The 16,867-nt window shown below is 54.5% G+C and carries 17 protein-coding genes; 10 read left to right on the forward strand and 7 right to left on the reverse strand.

From position 1 onward, the window contains the following. Position 1: 1 nt before the first annotated feature. Entirely contained in the window at positions 2–1,177 is a 1,176-nt protein-coding gene (gene araJ / locus NWV12_RS11570; RefSeq protein ID WP_048981269.1) for an MFS transporter AraJ, read from the reverse strand. Between the two features lie 435 nt (positions 1,178–1,612). On the opposite strand from araJ, the gene NWV12_RS11575 reads away from it, so the two are divergent. Then, complete coding sequence (locus tag NWV12_RS11575; protein WP_048983639.1) at positions 1,613–1,852, forward strand: hypothetical protein; 240 nt, start codon at positions 1,613–1,615, stop codon at positions 1,850–1,852. 237 nt (positions 1,853–2,089) lie between these two features. Here the strand turns inward: NWV12_RS11575 and NWV12_RS11580 are convergent, their stop codons facing one another. Continuing rightward, positions 2,090–2,587 (reverse strand): YbjP/YqhG family protein, encoded by a 498-nt coding sequence (locus NWV12_RS11580; RefSeq protein ID WP_101744557.1) that lies wholly within the window; start codon positions 2,585–2,587, stop codon positions 2,090–2,092. After that, positions 2,587–2,955, reverse strand: a complete 369-nt coding sequence (locus NWV12_RS11585) for a hypothetical protein (RefSeq protein WP_075204853.1) — start codon at positions 2,953–2,955, stop codon at positions 2,587–2,589. The genes NWV12_RS11580 and NWV12_RS11585 overlap by 1 nt, the downstream gene beginning before the upstream one ends. 261 nt (positions 2,956–3,216) lie before the next feature. Here NWV12_RS11585 and ppk2 point away from each other — a divergent pair, with 261 nt between their 5' ends. The 3 genes from ppk2 to NWV12_RS11600 all read left to right on the forward strand — a co-directional run bounded on the left by ppk2 (position 3,217) and on the right by NWV12_RS11600 (position 4,559). Beyond that, on the forward strand, positions 3,217–4,035 hold the full coding sequence (ppk2, locus tag NWV12_RS11590) for a polyphosphate kinase 2 (RefSeq protein WP_033145639.1): 819 nt from the start codon (positions 3,217–3,219) through the stop codon (positions 4,033–4,035). A gap of 102 nt (positions 4,036–4,137) precedes the next feature. Continuing rightward, positions 4,138–4,326 (forward strand): type II toxin-antitoxin system CcdA family antitoxin, encoded by a 189-nt coding sequence (locus NWV12_RS11595; protein ID WP_048981265.1) that lies wholly within the window; start codon positions 4,138–4,140, stop codon positions 4,324–4,326. Then, positions 4,326–4,559, forward strand: a complete 234-nt coding sequence (locus NWV12_RS11600; protein ID WP_258321455.1) for a CcdB family protein — start codon at positions 4,326–4,328, stop codon at positions 4,557–4,559. The genes NWV12_RS11595 and NWV12_RS11600 overlap by 1 nt, the downstream gene beginning before the upstream one ends. Before the next feature lie 141 nt (positions 4,560–4,700). On the opposite strand, the gene fdnI is transcribed toward NWV12_RS11600, so the two are convergent. Genes fdnI through fdnG form a run of 3 tightly spaced genes read right to left on the reverse strand, consistent with a single transcriptional unit; the run spans position 4,701 to position 9,293 of the window. After that, complete coding sequence (gene fdnI, locus NWV12_RS11605) at positions 4,701–5,357, reverse strand: formate dehydrogenase-N subunit gamma (RefSeq protein WP_047060941.1); 657 nt, start codon at positions 5,355–5,357, stop codon at positions 4,701–4,703. Beyond that, on the reverse strand, positions 5,350–6,234 hold the full coding sequence (gene fdxH / locus NWV12_RS11610; RefSeq protein ID WP_048981264.1) for a formate dehydrogenase subunit beta: 885 nt from the start codon (positions 6,232–6,234) through the stop codon (positions 5,350–5,352). The genes fdnI and fdxH overlap by 8 nt, the downstream gene beginning before the upstream one ends. A gap of 11 nt (positions 6,235–6,245) precedes the next feature. Continuing rightward, positions 6,246–9,293 carry a formate dehydrogenase-N subunit alpha gene (fdnG, locus tag NWV12_RS11615; RefSeq protein ID WP_101744558.1) on the reverse strand — a complete coding sequence of 1,016 codons (3,048 nt, stop codon included), beginning with the start codon at positions 9,291–9,293 and terminating at the stop codon, positions 6,246–6,248. Between the two features lie 221 nt (positions 9,294–9,514). Here fdnG and yddG point away from each other — a divergent pair, with 221 nt between their 5' ends. After that, positions 9,515–10,393, forward strand: coding sequence for an aromatic amino acid DMT transporter YddG (yddG, locus tag NWV12_RS11620; protein WP_033145645.1), 879 nt, complete (start codon positions 9,515–9,517; stop codon positions 10,391–10,393). A 629-nt stretch (positions 10,394–11,022) separates the two neighbouring features. Continuing rightward, entirely contained in the window at positions 11,023–12,132 is a 1,110-nt protein-coding gene (locus NWV12_RS11625) for a porin OmpC (RefSeq protein ID WP_033145646.1), read from the forward strand. Between the two features lie 55 nt (positions 12,133–12,187). Here NWV12_RS11625 and NWV12_RS11630 read toward each other — a convergent pair whose 3' ends face one another. Continuing rightward, a complete protein-coding gene (locus NWV12_RS11630) occupies positions 12,188–13,132 on the reverse strand; it encodes a LysR substrate-binding domain-containing protein (protein ID WP_048981262.1) in 945 nt (314 codons plus the stop codon). 170 nt (positions 13,133–13,302) lie between these two features. Here NWV12_RS11630 and NWV12_RS11635 point away from each other — a divergent pair, with 170 nt between their 5' ends. From NWV12_RS11635 to NWV12_RS11650, 4 genes are read left to right on the forward strand one after another with little or no spacing between them, the layout of a single operon-like run. Next, positions 13,303–14,253, forward strand: a complete 951-nt coding sequence (locus NWV12_RS11635; RefSeq protein ID WP_101744559.1) for a branched-chain amino acid ABC transporter permease — start codon at positions 13,303–13,305, stop codon at positions 14,251–14,253. A gap of 8 nt (positions 14,254–14,261) precedes the next feature. Continuing rightward, the gene (locus NWV12_RS11640; protein ID WP_048981260.1) at positions 14,262–15,368 is read left to right on the forward strand and encodes a branched-chain amino acid ABC transporter permease; all 1,107 of its coding nucleotides are present in this window, start codon (positions 14,262–14,264) and stop codon (positions 15,366–15,368) included. Next, positions 15,365–16,132, forward strand: a complete 768-nt coding sequence (locus NWV12_RS11645) for an ABC transporter ATP-binding protein (RefSeq protein WP_039262838.1) — start codon at positions 15,365–15,367, stop codon at positions 16,130–16,132. The genes NWV12_RS11640 and NWV12_RS11645 overlap by 4 nt, the downstream gene beginning before the upstream one ends. Next, positions 16,125–16,844 (forward strand): ABC transporter ATP-binding protein, encoded by a 720-nt coding sequence (locus NWV12_RS11650; protein ID WP_101744560.1) that lies wholly within the window; start codon positions 16,125–16,127, stop codon positions 16,842–16,844. Before NWV12_RS11645 ends, NWV12_RS11650 begins: the two co-directional genes overlap by 8 nt. Positions 16,845–16,867 lie beyond the last annotated feature (23 nt).

Consider the following 16,867-nt stretch of genomic DNA (forward strand, 5'->3'; position numbering starts at 1 on the left):
GTCAGGCTAGCGCGCGAGCGTTAGCCTGAGCCCGTCTGGCCCGCAGGTGACCATAGATCAGCAGTGCACTCATGGCCGAGAAAGAAAGTATTGCCGCCGGCAGCGTGACGTAACGCCAGCTAAAGCCGAGGACAATCATCATTCCGCCAAAGTACGCGCCAATCGCACTGCCGAGATTAAACGCCATCTGTCCCCCTGCCGCACCCAGCATCTCACCGCCCTTCGCATTTTGCAGAAGCAGAATTTGTAGCGGCGCAGAGAGCGCGAACAGCCCGGCACAGCAGATAAAGCCCATGATCAGCGAGGCCGTTTTCAGTTCACCAAAGGCGAAAAGCAGCAGCAGCGAGGCGACAATCACCATGTCGGTGGTGGCCGCAATGCGCAGCGGGCTAAAACGCCCCGAGAGCTTACCGCTCAACAGATTGCCCAACACCATGCCAAGCCCCATCAGCATCATGATGGCCGTCATCATCCCTTCTGAATAACCGGAGACGTTGACCATAAACGGCTTAACGAAGCTGAACCACGCGAACACCCCGGCGTTGCCAAACATGGTGGCGGCAAAGATCAGCCAGGGTTCTGGTTTTTTCAGAAAGTGGAACTGCTCGGTTAATTTGATTTCTGATGTGTCGCGGATGTCCGGCACCCAGAGCAGAACCGAAAGGATCACCAGCGCATCGAACACGGCAATCAGAAAAAAGGTATAGCGCCAGCTAAACTGGTGCCCGAGCCAGGTCCCCAGCGGAACGCCCACCAGATTCGCCACGGTCATGCCGGCGATCATCCCAGCCACCGCGACCGTCACCTTACCCGGAGGCGCAATTTTAGACAGGATAATCGCCCCGACGCCAAAAATAGCCCCGTGCGGAAAGCCGGAAATCAGCCGCCCCACCGCCAGCCAGAAATAGGACGTGGAAAACGTGAACAGGGCATTGCCGACAGCGGACATCGCCACCAGAAACAGCAGCGTGGTTTTTAACGAAAACTTGCCTGAGAACAGCGCCACAATCGGGGCGCCAATCACCACGCCGAACGCATAAAACGAGATCATATTCCCGGCGGAGGGAATCGAAATACCGGTGTCATGTGCCAGCTCGGTTAACACGCCCATAATGCCAAATTCGGCCATTCCCAGGCCAAATGTGCCAAGCGCCAACGAAAAAATTGTCTTTTTCATACCTCAACCACTGATTAATCACTCGCGACGGGCATTATTGGATAATCTTGTATGGTGAGCCAGCTCAAATCCGTTGGCTGGCAGGTTAATCCATTAATTCAGGAGTTTTCTCCCATTGCTACGCGGCGGGAATGGTAAACAAAAAGCCCCGACTGGTGTCAGGGCTTCAAAGGTTTTAAGGTTTAGCTTTTACAGTTCGCTTTCTGCCGCTGATTTAGCGCGTGTAATAGCGCCAGCATTGAAAATTGGGTGCTCGTGATTGTTCGTTAAGCAAAAAACCTGTCAGCGGTCTTAATGAATGCGTCCCGTAGGACGCACTATAAGGTCACTTACATTGAAAATCCGCATTATGATCAAGGTTATTATTAGCGTGCTTAGTTACCATCAAGCCTCAGCTCACCCATGCAGCAACATGGGTGCAATCAGCAAAGAGGAATGGCTGATAACCTCTTGATAAGGAATTTTTTTATGCCGCATCATGATGTGAATATTAAGCTAAACACAAGCACTAAAACCTTTGACGACGTTAACGGAGAAATTACTGCAATCAAATTACTTATTGGCTTGATTGCTACAAAACTCACCCAAGATTGCCGCGATAACTTACTTAGCGAGTTAAATTCGTTAGGAAAGCCAGATCTAGCGAAAATGTTGGAGCAGTTTTTTCCCAAGTGAAGCAAAGTAAAGCTTAATTGAAGCAAAGGGACGAGGGGATTCGTAAGAAAAACTCGTCCTTTTACATTTAATACACCGCTATTTTATTACATGAGACATCTCTCTATCTGCTTGTTTAAATTGCTAATGGTGGGCCTTAACTGGATGTGCCGAAAGCACGACCGGGCGCGCTCCGTACACCTGGTACGCGCGCAATAAAAAGCCCCGGCAGGTGCCAGGGCTTGTGAGGTTTATTCTTTACAGGCCGCTTTCAGCAGCAGACTTCACGCGAGTTATTGCACCCGAGTTAAATATTGGATGTTCATAGTTATCGCTTACATCACGGACCCTGTATATCTTCCATTTATCAGCCTCACGCCGAACGAAAACTTCCAGTTCTAACTTCCCGCCGTTTTCCTTACCAATCCAAACTGGCATTACCTCACCACCCAAAAGGGGTTTCGAGGTACCGACAGTGAGCGCCGATATCCACGACGGGTCATAATCCTGCGCGTAAGCGAAGTAATCAGAGCCAAGTAAATCTTGTTCGGGTATCGACTCTATATCGTCCAGTCTCTTGAGCGTGTCTGCAGAGACATATTCGCTCATTTCCGATAGTGGGAATTCTCTGTCACTACTGGTAAGGGTCGGTAGATATGCTGCGTAGAAAGCTCGGACGCGGTCTGAAGCGCTGATATCGGGCTTAAAAGTACATGCGGAAAGCAGACACGCAAACAACACCATTGCAGCTCGCATCAATTCTTCCTGTAAATTTTGAAAGACGGTTGAGCCGCGCGATACCCCGGTCCAGGGTACATGCCGTGTTGTCGGAAATCGGAAATCCACTGTGTGCCGTCATACATTGTCATATGTCCGCTTGAGTTTCCGCCCGGATAGGGTTGAATGACAGCAACATCGCCACTTAATAATGTAGAACCCGGCGGAACTTCATGAAATCCCGCTCGCAGTAATGATGGCCCGTAATCTTTTGCGTTTAGCGTTCTCTCCAGCCTGACGCCACCTGCTTTTATTGCTTCCCTGGTAAACGTTGCACATTCGTTATGTGAACGACCGAGAGCGCGTGATCGGAGGTGTGAAACAGCAGCTTCTTTATTCCAACTCATTCTTAGTTCCTTTAAGTAAATAAGACCGAAATTATCACGCTAACCACATTTAGCGTGTGGGATTAAACGTGCTGATTTTTCGCATCCGTGACGTTCTAAAAGGGGAACGGGTGCTAAGCACCTTCGTGAATACCTAAGTAACTGCTTGAAAAAGTGTTGTTAAATTAATTACCTAAAAACAATACGTATAATATCAGGTGGATTACACTTCATAGTGCGGCCTCGCTTTTTTCCGCGCCGGACAATCTGAGGATGACCATCATGGGAAGCAAAAAGAAAACCAGTGTCGCTGTTGATGTCGTAAAGAATGCTCCGTTAAAGACCAAAGAGTACGAACAAGAGCTACGTCGCCTCCACGTTGAACTGGTTAAGCTCCAGCAGTGGGTCGTCGCCAAAGGGCTAAAGGTGTGTATTGTTTTTGAAGGACGCGACGGAGCGGGTAAAGGCGGCACCATTAAAGCGATCACCGAGCGCGTCAGCCCTCGCGTGTTTCGCGTTGTTGCCCTCCCTGCACCCACCGAGAAAGAGAAAACCCAGCTCTATTTTCAGCGTTATGTTCCCCATCTGCCTGCCGCCGGGGAGATCGTCATTTTCGACCGCAGCTGGTACAACCGCGCGGGTGTCGAGCGGGTAATGGGATTCTGCACCCCCGAGCAGGTTGAGAAGTTTCTTGATGGTGCGCCGGTGATGGAAAAAGCGATGGTGGATGCCGGGATTATCCTGCTGAAGTACTGGCTGGAGGTCACGCCTAAAGAGCAGGAGCGCCGCCTGCGCGACCGTATTAACGATGGTCGTAAAATATGGAAGCTATCGCCGATGGATATTAAGTCCTTTAACCTGTGGGACGAGTATACCCTCGCGCGCGACGCCATGTTTGAAGCGACAGATACCGCCTGGGCGCCGTGGTTTGTAGCGCGTTCAGAAGATAAAAAACGCGTGCGCCTGAATATTATTTCTCACCTGCTCACCCAAATTCCCTATAAAGAAATTCATGTCGAAAAGGTGGATTTACCGAAGCGTAAAATCGGCAAAGTCAAACCCACAAAATATCCGTTCCGGTATGTGGAAGAGCGGTTCTAAAATTACTGGAATACGCCTCGCAGAATGTAGATTACCAGGGGATACGGTATTGTTTTTTGTTGGCTGCGGTTGATAATGACCGCACCAACAAAGGAGCTGAAAATGAAGCCAAACCGAAGCAAAGACTATGGCAAAAGGGAGAGCATAGCGAGTGGAGTCTCCCGTGAAGCTCGGACACCAGAGGCTCGAAGACGAGATCGTCAGCAAGATAAAAAATTCATAAAAGCCATAAATGAATTTACGGCTAAAGCGGGATTATTATCAGACGATCCTTTCTTTGGAGGGATTTAATGTGCTTTCAGTTTGACATTTACCGTAACCCTTCAGAAAGAACACGGGACTACCAGCCTTATTTTATGATAATTCAACATGACTATTATGATGATTTATCAACAAGACTGATTATTCCATTGAGCTACCATAGCTATCTACGTGGACATATCAATGCCGCGATGCCTTTAGTGAATATTGATTTCGAGCGATATTTCCTTAACACCGCTGGCATAACACACGTGGAAAAATAGAAACTAAATAATAAAGATTATGTATGTAATCTTCGCAGCGCGAGAAGTACTGTTATCGCGGCGATAGATGCGTTAGTGACCAATACATAACGTAGGCCCGCGCAAGCGCAGCGCCGCCGGGCAAAGCCGACGGCGCAGGTCTTACTTCATTCCTTCCGTGCTTTCCCGTTTCGCTTCCAGTCGTTCCACTTCACGATACCAGCGCGGGTGGTGTTTCTGCGCCCAGCGGCGGCTCACCTTCCCTTCAATCATCCCTTTAATCGATCCCTTTACCCAGAACGCCATATACATATGGATCAGGATGGCGTGGATCAGAATGATGGCCGAGGTGGCGTGGATCAGCAGCGCGTAGCGAATCACCTGAATCGGAAAATAGTGCGCAAAATACGGACGCCAGATAATCACGCCGGTCACCAGAAGCACAAAAATCATGCTCATGATGGTCCAGAACATCATCTTCTGCCCGGCGTTGTATTTCCCCACCTTCGCGACCTTATGCTCGTTGCCCTTCAGGACTTCGACGATCCCTTTCACCCACGGGATATCCTGCCTGTCCGGGATGTTGTGGTGGACAAAGCGCACGAACATAAACATCAGCACCACGAAAATCAGCACGCCGAAGAACGGGTGCAGAATGCGCCCCATCTGCGGCGTGCCGAAGGTTTCGGTCAGCCACTGCAGCGTCGGGAAGAAGAACGAAATCCCCGATACCGCCACCAGGAAGAAGCAAATCACGACCGTCCAGTGACAGGCGCGGTCAACAAACTTCGTGCGCACGATCGTTTTCGACTTACTCATGATGCTCCTCCTCGTCCTCATCCGCCTCTTTGTTTGGCCCGATACCGATGTAGTGATAAATCAGCCCGGCAAAGGTGGCGATAAAGCCCGCCGCCGAAAGCGGCTTAAGCGCCCCTTTCCAGAGGTTGATGGAGGTATCGATCGCCGGATCCTTCGGCAGGTTGTGGTACAGCTCCGGCTGGTCGTTATGGTGCAGCACATACATCACGTGCGTACCGCCCACGCCCTGCGGGTTATAAATGCCCGCATTCTCGTAGCCGCGCGCTTTCAGCTTGTCCACTCGCGCCTGCGCCACGTCCAGCATCTCTTTTTTAGTGCCGAAGTGGATCGCCCCTGTCGGGCAGGTTTTCACACACGCAGGCTCCTGCCCGACGCTGACGCGGTCCACGCACAGGGTGCATTTGTATACCCGGTTATCCTCTTTATTGAGGCGCGGGATATTAAACGGACAGCCCGCGATGCAGTACCCGCAGCCGATGCAGTTGTCCTGCTGGAAGTCGACGATACCGTTGGCGTACTGAATAATCGCGCCGGCAGACGGGCACGCCTTCAGGCAGCCCGGATCTTCACAGTGCATACAGCCGTCTTTACGGATGAGCCATTCCAGCCTGCCGTTCTGGTCGGTTTCGCTAAAGCGCATCACCGTCCAGGATTTGGCGCTCAGATCCGCCGGATTGTCGTAGACCCCCACGCAGTGCCCCACCTCGTCGCGGATATCGTTCCACTCCGAGCAGGCCACCTGGCAGGCCTTACAGCCCACGCAGGAGGAGACGTCGATAAGCTTGGCAACCTCTGCCTTATAGTCCCGCGCGCGGGGCGCGGGGGTAATCGGGTTGGTCGCGGAGCGTTTGATAACGTCTTGTGTTTCCATCGCCATTGAATCGCTCCTTACGCTTTCTCGATGTTGACCAGAAACGCCTTGTACTCCGGCGTTTGCGAGTTGGAATCGCCGACGTTTGGCGTCAGGGTATTGGCGATGTAGCCTTTCTGCGCCACGCCCTCAAAGCCCCAGTGCAGCGGGATCCCGACGGTTTCCACCTGCTGGCCGTGCACGTTCAGGCTTTGGAGACGACGCGTCACCACCGCCACCGCGCGAATAAAGCCGCGCTTGCTGCTTACCTTCACGCGGTCGCCGTTGGCGATGCCTTTCGCCTTCGCCAGCGTCTCGCTGATCTCCACAAACTGTTCCGGCTGCACGATAGCGTTAAGCCGCGCGTGCTTGGTCCAGGTGTGGAAATGCTCGGTCAGGCGATAGGTCGTCCCTACGTACGGGAACTTGTCCTTTTTGCCTAAGCGCAGGACGTCCTCTTCGTAGATACGCACCACCGGGCTGGAGACCACGTTCGGATGCAGCGGGTTGGTGCCGAGCGGCGTTTCCATCGGCTCGTAGTGTTCCGGGAACGGCCCTTCTGCCAGCTTGTTGAGGGCAAACAGGCGTCCCAACCCTTCCGGCTGCATGATGAATGGCCCGGTGTTGCTGCCCGGCGCGGCGTTGTTGTAGTCCGGGATATCGTTCCCCGCCCACTTCGCCCCGTTCCACTGGATCAGCATACGTTTCGGATCCCACGGCCTGCCGTTTACGTCTGCAGACGCGCGGTTGTACAGCACGCGACGGTTCAGCGGCCACGCCCATGCCCAGCCCAGCGTATTGCCCAGCCCTGACGGGTCGGCGTTGTCGCGGTTGGCCATCTGGTTGCCCTGCTCCGTCCAGCTGCCGGTGTAGATCCAGCAGGACGACGCCGTCGTGCCGTCATCGCGCAGCAGCGCGAAGCTGTTCAGCAGCTGGCCTTTCTTCGCCACCAGGTTGCCGCTGGCGTCATAGAGATCCGCCAGCGCCACGCCGTTGTTCTCTTTGGCGACTTCCTCTGACTCAGGATGGTCAGGCTGCCTGTAGCTCCAGCCCATCTTCAGCAGCGGCTCAGCGCCCTTGCCGCCTTCGGTGCGGTACATTTCGCGCAGGCGATGGTAAATCCCGGCCAGGATTTCGCCGTCGTTACGCGCTTCGCCCGGCGCATCCTGGCCTTTCCAGTGCCACTGCAGCCAGCGGCCAGAGTTAGCGATTGAACCGTCCTCTTCCGCAAAGCAGGTGGACGGCAGGCGGAACACTTCGGTCTGAATCGACGCCGGATCGACATCGTTCGATTCCCCGTGGTTCTGCCAGAAGGTGGACGTTTCGGTCACCAGCGGATCGATAACCACCATGTACTTCAGCTTGCTCAGGCTGCGAACGACTTTGTTCTTGTCCGGGAAGGAGGCCACCGGGTTAAAGCCCTGGCAGATATACCCCGTGACGTCGCCCTTATCCATCATGTTGAAATACTTGATGACGTCGTAAGCCTGGTCCCACTTCGGCAGCCACTCAAAGCCCCAGTCGTTCTCCTTCTGCGCCGCGTCGCCGTAGAAGGATTTCATCAGGCTGACGTAGAACTTCGGATAGTTGCTCCAGTAGTTCACCTGATCCGGCCGCGTTGCTTTCGGCGTATTGGCCTCAAGATACGTTTGCAGATCCGCCTGCTTTTCCGACGGCAGCGTCAGGTAGCCCGGCAGGCTGGTGGAAAGCAGACCGAGGTCGGTAAGCCCCTGAATGTTGGAGTGCCCGCGCAGCGCGTTTACGCCGCCCCCCGCCATCCCCATGTTGCCGAGCAGCAGCTGGATCATCGCCATGGTGCGGATGTTTTGCGCGCCGACGGTGTGCTGCGTCCAGCCCAGCGCGTAGAGGAACGTGGTGGTTCTGTCGGCGGCGCTGGTGGAAGCAAGCACTTCACACACCTTCAGGAAGTCCGCTTTCGGCGTACCGCAGATGTTCTCCACCACCTCCGGCGTGTAGCGGGAAACGTGCTGCTTAAGCAGGTTCCACACGCAGCGCGGGTGCGTCAGTGTTTCATCACGCAGCGCATAGCCGTTTTCATCGAACTGATAGTTCCAGGACGTTTTATCGTACTGGCGTTTTTCGGCGTCATAGCCGCTAAACAACCCGTCATCGAAGGCAAAATCATCCCGCACCAGCAGGTTCGCGTTGGTGTAGTGCTTAACGTATTCCGCGTTAATTTTGTTGTTTTCGATCAGGTACAGCAGCACGCCGGACAGGAACGTAATGTCCGTACCGGAGCGGATTGGCGCATAGATATCGGCCACCGATGCCGTACGCGTAAAGCGCGGATCGACGACGATAAGCGTCGCATCGTTGTTGTTTTTCGCTTCCATCGCCCAGCGGAACCCCACCGGATGGGCTTCCGCGGCGTTACCGCCCATCACCACCACGACGTTAGCGTTTTTGATATCAACCCAGTGGTTGGTCATCGCACCGCGACCAAATGTTGGAGCAAGACTTGCTACCGTTGGTCCGTGTCAGACGCGCGCCTGGTTGTCTACCGCCAGCATGCCGAGAGAGCGCACAAATTTTTGCGTCAGCATGCCGGTTTCATTACTCGCCGCAGACGCGCACAGCATCCCGGTGGAAAGCCAGCGGTTAACCGTTACGCCCTGGGCGTTCTTTTCAATAAAGTTGGCGTCGCGGTCGGCTTTCATTAATTTGGCAATACGGGAGAAGGCCTCATCCCAGGAGATACGCTGCCACTTGTCGGAACCCGGCGCGCGGTATTCCGGGTAGCGCAGGCGGTTTTCGCTGTGAACGTAGTCCAGCAGCCCCGCCCCTTTCGGGCAAAGCGCTCCGCGGCTCACCGGATGATCCGGATCCCCTTCAATATGGTAAATCGCTTCTCTGGCGTTCTTCGCGCCATCGCCCAGGCTATACATTAAAAGCCCACAACCTACGGAGCAGTATGTGCAGGTGTTACGGATCTCTTTTGCGCGCAGCAGCTTATAGTTGCGTGCCTGAGCCAGCGCCATTTTGGGAGCAAATCCCAGCATGGCTGCCGTTGTTCCGGCCATACCGCCCGCGCAGATTTTAAAAAATTGTCTGCGGCTGACGTCCATTGTTGTCCTCGTTTTCATATAAGACTTCGCGCCGCAAACTAACAGCAAAGCCCCTGATTTTTTTGCGTCAAATCAAGGTCATCTGCCTTCACCCCCTTAATAGTCACCCCCGGAACCTTTAAATACTCCTTTTTGATTAACGGTTTAAGAGAATAATTGGCGACAGCGTCAGGATGAATGCGATACATTTTTCCTCTGATTTTTATTGCAATGGCGAAGTAATGGACAGAAAGAGAGCAACGCTTATTGGGCTGGCGGCAATACTGTTATGGAGCACCATGGTCGGCCTTATTCGCAGCGTGAGTGAGGGACTGGGCCCGGTAGGCGGTGCGGCAATGATCTACACGCTGAGCGGATTACTGTGTCTGGTGACGGTAGGATTTCCTGATATCAGGCGGTTTTCACCCCGCTATCTTATTGCCGGCAGCGTTTTATTTGTCAGCTACGAAATATGCCTGGCGCTGTCGCTGGGTTATGCCGCCACGCGATCGCAGGCTATTGAAGTGGGCATGGTCAATTACCTTTGGCCAAGCCTGACCATTGTGTTTGCCATCTTGTTCAACGGGCAGAAATCGACCCTGTGGGTGATCCCCGGCTTAGCCGTCTCATTGCTGGGCGTCTGCTGGGTATTGGGCGGAGAACAGGGTTTACATCTTGATGAAATAACCCGCAATATCGTTTCCAGCCCGCTGAGCTACGCGCTGGCGTTTGCCGGCGCCTTTATCTGGGCCGCCTACTGCACGGTCACCAGCAAATTTGCGAAAGGACAAAACGGCATTACCTTGTTTGTTTTGCTGACCGCGCTGAGCCTGTGGGTGAAATATTTCCTGAGCGATCAGCCCGAGATGGTGTTCACGCTTCCGGTGGTCGTGAAACTCGTCATGTGCGGTATCGCGCTTGGGTTTGGATACGCCGCATGGAATATTGGCATCCTTCACGGTAACGTCACGGTACTCGCTGCCGTATCCTATTTTACCCCTGTCCTCTCCGCCGCGCTTGCCGCCGCAGTGCTGAGTTCGCCCCTCTCATTCTCGTTCTGGCAAGGCGCGCTGATGGTCTGCGCCGGGTCGTTGCTCTGCTGGTACGCAACAAGAAAATAATGCTTCTCTAACGGCCGGGCGAATTTCAGTCCGGCAACATAATTAACATAAATTTAAAGTGTGATCGCTCCTCAGAATATTTATCATAATTATCGCATTTCCGTTTAAATTCGATTTATATTTGCCGCCTTCTGTAAGCGGCAGAAAAGATAATTGACACAAACTGACAACACTATGGAATTAATTAACTGCGAATATTAACGCCATGGATAGCATTGAGTGCAATAATTCATTTCTGACGTGTTCATGGCAATATTCGCAATATACGTTGTGATTTACCCCTAACCTACTGTTATTAAGTCAAAACAGTAATAACAACCCCCTCAAAGCATCGATAATACCGAAATCTAACGTAATAGACTAAAACACGCAGAAATTATAGCGATAGCAATAGTCCCGCAGAACACATAATTATTAATCGTATGAAATTCGGTCGCATTGTTTGAATAATCGCCTTTTTGCACGATCGAGATCACACTAATTGAAATTATCTCTAATATTTTGAAACTTATTATTGAAATAAGACTACGAGATTTTTAAAAATAGCATGCCATTGACGAGCAGCCTCGTTTAGAAATCGTTCACAGTGGTTCAGGAAATACTCAAAAAAATTATAAGGAACATTTAAGATGAAACTTAAATTAGTTGCAGTGGCAGTCACTTCCATGCTGGCAGCAGGCGTTGTTAACGCTGCCGAAATTTACAACAAAGACGGTAACAAGCTGGATCTGTACGGTAAAGTAACAGGTCTGCACTATTTCTCTGATGACGCTGGCGCAGATGGCGATAAAACCTACATGCGTATCGGCTTCAAGGGCGAAACCCAGGTTAACGACCAGCTGTCCGGCTACGGCCAGTGGGAATATCAGATTCAGGGTAACAAAGACGAAGGCGACAACCAGTCCTGGACCCGTGTGGCGTTTGCCGGTCTGAAGTTTGCGGAAGCAGGCTCCTTTGATTACGGTCGTAACTACGGCGTAATTTACGACGTGACCTCCTGGACCGACGTTCTGCCAGAATTCGGCGGCGACACCTACGGTGCCGACAACTTCCTGCAGTCTCGTGCAAACGGCGTTGCGACCTACCGTAACCAGGACTTCTTTGGTCTGGTTGACGGCCTGAACTTTGCTCTGCAGTATCAGGGTAAAAACGGCAGCGTAAGCGGTGAAAACACCAGCGGTCGCAGCCTGCTGAACCAGAACGGCGACGGCTACGGCGCGTCCCTGACTTACGATCTGGGTGAAGGCTTCAGCGTGGGTGGCGCAATGTCCTCTTCACGTCGTACCGCTGACCAGAATGCGGCTGGCGTATACGGTGAAGGCGACCGCGCTGAAGTCTACAGCGGTGGCGTGAAATACGACGCGAACAACATTTACCTTGCTGCACAGTATTCTCAGACCTATAACGCAACCCGCTTCGGTACCTCTAACGGTAACCGCAGCGACATCTACGGCTTTGCAAACAAGGCGCAAAACTTCGAAGTTGTGGCTCAGTATCAGTTCGACTTTGGCCTGCGTCCATCCATTGCTTACCTGCAGTCCAAAGGTAAAGACATCGAAAACTTCGGCGACCAGGATCTGGTTAAATACATCGATGTTGGCACGACCTACTATTTTAACAAAAACATGTCCACCTACGTGGATTACAAAATCAACCTGCTCGACGACAACCAGTTCACTCGCCAGGCAGGCATCGGTACCGACAACATCGTTGCGCTGGGTCTGACCTACCAGTTCTAAATCTTGTCTGTACAAAAGCCAGCTGAACAAGCTGGCTTTTTTTTATCCGTCACTTTTACCCGGCTGACGGCTCCCCGCTCGCCGCCCGGCGCAGCCAGTTTTGCAGCAGCTTACCGTCCTCGGTCATCTCTGAATCCGAACGCACGCAGAGGTGATAGTCGCGCCCGTCATCAATGGGTAAGTCAAATATCTTCACCAGCTCGCCGCTCTCAAGATAAGGCGCGATCAGCGGCTCGCGCATCAGCGCGCAGCCCAGCCCGGCCTGCACGCCCGCCAGCGTTAACAGCCCGTCTTCAAACAGGGGGCCGCTGCGCCGAAGAGGACGTTTTACCCCCTGCAGCAGAAACCACTGCGGCCACGTGGTGCGCTCCTCATCATGCAGCAGCGGCATTTGCAGCAGTTGCTCAGGCGTGTCGATATGGCCATGAATGCGCAAAAACGCGCGGCTGCACACCGGCACCATCTGTCCGGAAATCAGCTTTTCGCTCTGATAGCCCGCCCACTGGCCGTTACCAAAACGAATCGACATATCCGACGCATCGCTCAGATAGTTACGGTGGTTGGCATACACTACGTTGATCTCGGTCTGCGGATTGGCACGCATAAAATCAGGCAGACGCGGGATAAACCACCCCATGCCAAAAAGCGGGATCAGGCTGATGGTGACCTGACGCGTTTGCGCCTGCCCGGCCAGATGCTCCGTTGCCTGGCGCAGCACGTTAAACGCCGCACGGATCGAACGGTAATATTCCCGTCCGTGCTGGCTCAGCACCAGCCTGCGCCCCTGACGCTCCGTTAGCGGCATTTGCAGATACCCTTCGAGCACCTTGAGCTGATGGCTGACCGCCGACGGTGAGATATCCAGCTCCTGCGCGGCCAGCGTAACGCTGCCCAGCCGGGCGATGGCCTCAAAGGCACGGACGGCCCGAAGCGGCGGATCGTTTGCCAGACGGCTGTCTGCATACGCAGGCAAACTCGCCGATTGTTCTGTTTTATTCATATGTTGATTTCTTTAGGCTTTTCACCAGAGAACGCGATTGCATTATCTTTATATAAATCATTAAGATAAAACAATAGCGGTTTATCATAAGAAATAATATATGTGTATTTTACAATTAAATTCATTTATCGGATGGTAGCCGCAGAAAGAAGACTTTGCGGGAACAGACGTTGGATACACTCATACAACAACTGATCAACGGTGTGATGCTGGGCAGCATTTACGCGCTGATCGCGCTGGGCTATACCATGGTGTATGGCATCTTGCGCATTATTAACTTTGCTCACGGCGATATTCTGATGGTCGGTGCGCTCACCACCCTTTCCGCCATTAACGCCCTGAACGCCACCTTTCCTCACATGCCGCTGCTGTTGCAGCTTGGCGTTGCCCTGGCGATTGCCATGGCCGTTTGCGCCCTGCTGGCAATGGCCGTGGAGCGCTTTGCCTACCGTCGACTGCGCAACGCCCCGCGCCTGGCACCGCTTATTTCGGGTATCGGCGTCTCGGTCCTGCTGCAAACCGTGGCGATGATTATCTGGACGCGCAATCCGCTGATGTTCCCACAGATCCTGCCCATGGAACCGATCGCCGTGACGTCAGGAAGTGAACAACATCCCCCCGCCATTTTGACCGTCACCGGCATTGTTACCGTAGCGCTGGCGCTTGCGGTGATGACGGGGCTATGGCTACTGGTGGAATACACCCGCCTGGGCCGCGGCATGCGCGCCGTGGCGGAAAACCCGCGCGTTGCCACGCTGATGGGGGTTAACCCCAATGCCATTATTACCCTGACGTTCGCCATCGGCGGCGTATTTGCCGCGCTGGCAGGCGTCATGATGGCCAGCAACTACGGCAACGCCAGCTTCTCGATGGGCTTTTTGCCCGGGATCAAAGCCTTTACCGCCGCCGTGCTGGGAGGCATTGGCAACATTCGTGGCGCAATGATTGGCGGGATCCTGCTCGGCATTATCGAAGCGCTGGGCGCAGGTTACCTGGGTGAACTGACCCACGGCGTCTTCGGCAGTAACTATCAGGACGTCTTTGCCTTCATGGTCCTGATTCTGGTGCTGGTCTTCCGTCCGGCAGGCCTGCTGGGCGAGCGCGTAGCGCACAGGGCGTGAGGGAAACAATGACAACGCTTCAACTACAAACCCCGGCGGCGACGCGCAAATTCTGGTCAGGCATGATTCTGTTCTGCCTCGCGCTGCTGGTTGCTCCCGTGGTGGCCACGCAGCTTGGCGGCAACTACTGGGTGCGCGTTATCGACTTCGCCCTGCTCTACATCATGCTGGCGCTGGGGCTCAATATTGTGGTGGGCTATACCGGCCTGCTGGATATGGGGTTTATCGCCTTTTACGCGGTCGGCGCCTATCTCGCAGCACTGATGGCCTCGCCACACCTGCTGGAGGTTTTCCCGATCCTCAACGTCTGGTTCCCGGACGGGCTGCACACCTCATATCTGCTGATTATTCCGCTGGCGGCGCTCGTCGCTGCGGTCTGCGGCTTTTTACTGGGTGCTCCCACGCTGAAGCTGCGCGGGGACTACCTGGCGATAGTGACCCTCGGCTTTGGCGAAATCATCCGCATCCTGATGCGCAACCTCGACCGTCCGGTGAACATCACCAACGGTGCGAAGGGCATTACCGGGGTGGATACGCTGAATCTGTTTGGCCTGAAGTTCAGCGGCGTATACCACTGGTTAGGTTTCAAAGTGCCCGCGCTGTGGCTGTGGTACTACCTGCTGATGCTGGTGATTGTGGCGATTATTTTTGTCTGCCTGCGCCTGCAGCATTCCCGTATTGGTCGCGCCTGGCACGCCATCCGTGAAGATGAGGATGTGGCCCGCGCGATGGGCATCAACGTGCGTAACTATAAGCTGCTGGCCTTTGCGATGGGTGCCTCTTTTGGCGGCGTGGCGGGTGCCCTGTTCGGCGCGTTCCAGGGCTTTGTCTCCCCGGAATCCTTCACGTTACAGGAATCCATTGCCGTACTGGCGATGGTGGTGCTGGGCGGGATGGGACACATTCCGGGCGTGATCCTCGGCGCGATACTGCTTACCGCCCTGCCGGAATTGTTGCGCAGTCAGGCAGCCCCGGTTCAGCAGGCGCTGTTCGGTACGGTACTGATTGACCCGGAAGTGCTGCGTCAGCTGTTCTACGGCCTGGCGCTGGTGCTGGTCATGCTGGTGCGTCCTGCCGGGATCTGGCCGGTACGCCACAAGGAGGTGAATACATGAGTCTGTTAACCGTACGCAACATGTCCAAACGCTTCGGCGGGCTTACCGCCGTGGATGACGTTTCGATCGCCGTGAACAAGGGCGAGATCTACGGCCTGATTGGTCCTAACGGGGCGGGAAAAACCACCTGTTTTAACCTGATCACCGGGCTTTATCCGGCGGACAGCGGTGAATTTTCCATTGCCGATAAGCCCTATTTCCCAAAGCACATTGAGAAAGTCACCGCCGCCGGGATCGCGCGTACCTTCCAGAACGTGCGCCTCTTTAACGACATGTCGGTGCTGGAAAACGTGATGGTGGGCCGCCACGTGCGCACCCGCAACGGCCTGTGGGCCGCGCTGAGCCGCCACAAACGCGCTCGCGAAGAAGAGAAACAGACCCGGGAGCTGGCCTGGCACTGGCTGGAGTACACCGGCATTGCGAAGTTCGCCCACTACCGCGCCTGCGATCTGGCGTATGGCCATCAGCGCCGTCTGGAGATTGCCCGCGCGCTGGCAACGGATCCGCTGCTGCTGGCGCTGGACGAACCCGCCGCCGGGATGAACGCTGCTGAAAAAGTGGCGCTCGGCGAGCTGCTTATCCGCCTTCGCGATGACGGCAAAACCCTGCTGATGATCGAACATGACGTCAAGCTGGTGATGGGCATCTGCGATCGCCTGACGGTGCTTGATTACGGCAAAACGCTCGCCAGCGGCACGCCGGAGAGCGTGCGTCGCGACCCGGCAGTGATCGCCGCCTGGCTTGGAGGCAACGCCCATGTCTGAATTACTGAAGGTGGAACGCGTGGACGTGCATTACGGCGGCATTCAGGCCGTACGCGATGTCTCTTTTACCCTGCGCGAGGGCGAACAGGCTACGCTGATCGGTGCTAACGGCGCGGGGAAAAGCTCCACCGTGCGCGCCATTACCGGGCTGGAAAGCTTTAGCGGCCGTATTGAATTCAACGGTAAAGCGGTGCGTAAGCACAGGCCCGAAACCCTGCTCCGTGACGGTCTGGTGATGGTTACGGAAGGCCGGGGGATCTTCTCCCGAATGACGGTGCTGGAAAACCTGCAGATGGGCGCCTGGCTCAGGCGTGACACTGTCACCGTTAATCGCGAGATGAACGAGATCTTCGAGCGCTTCCCGCGCCTGGGCGAACGCCAGCATCAGCTCGCCGGCCTGCTGTCCGGCGGTGAGCAACAGCTGCTGGCCCTTAACCGCGCGCTGCTCAGCCGCCCGCGCCTGCTGATCCTCGACGAACCCTCGATGGGCCTTGCCCCGAAGATGGTCGAGAACATTTTTGCCGTCATTGCCGGCCTGCGCGAGCGCGGCGTTGCCCTGCTGCTCATCGAACAAAACGCCCGTCTCGCGCTGGAAGTGACCGACAGCGCGTGGGTGATGGACAGCGGCAGCATTGTTCATCATGGCGAATCGAAAGCGCTGCTCAATGACGACCAGATTGCACAGATTTATTTGGGCGAAATGCCCGTTTAACAACACCAGCCAACATCAGGGAA

It is taken from the genome of Enterobacter sp. Crenshaw, from assembly GCF_024734705.1.
Classification (GTDB): Bacteria; Pseudomonadota; Gammaproteobacteria; order Enterobacterales; family Enterobacteriaceae; genus Enterobacter; species Enterobacter asburiae_B.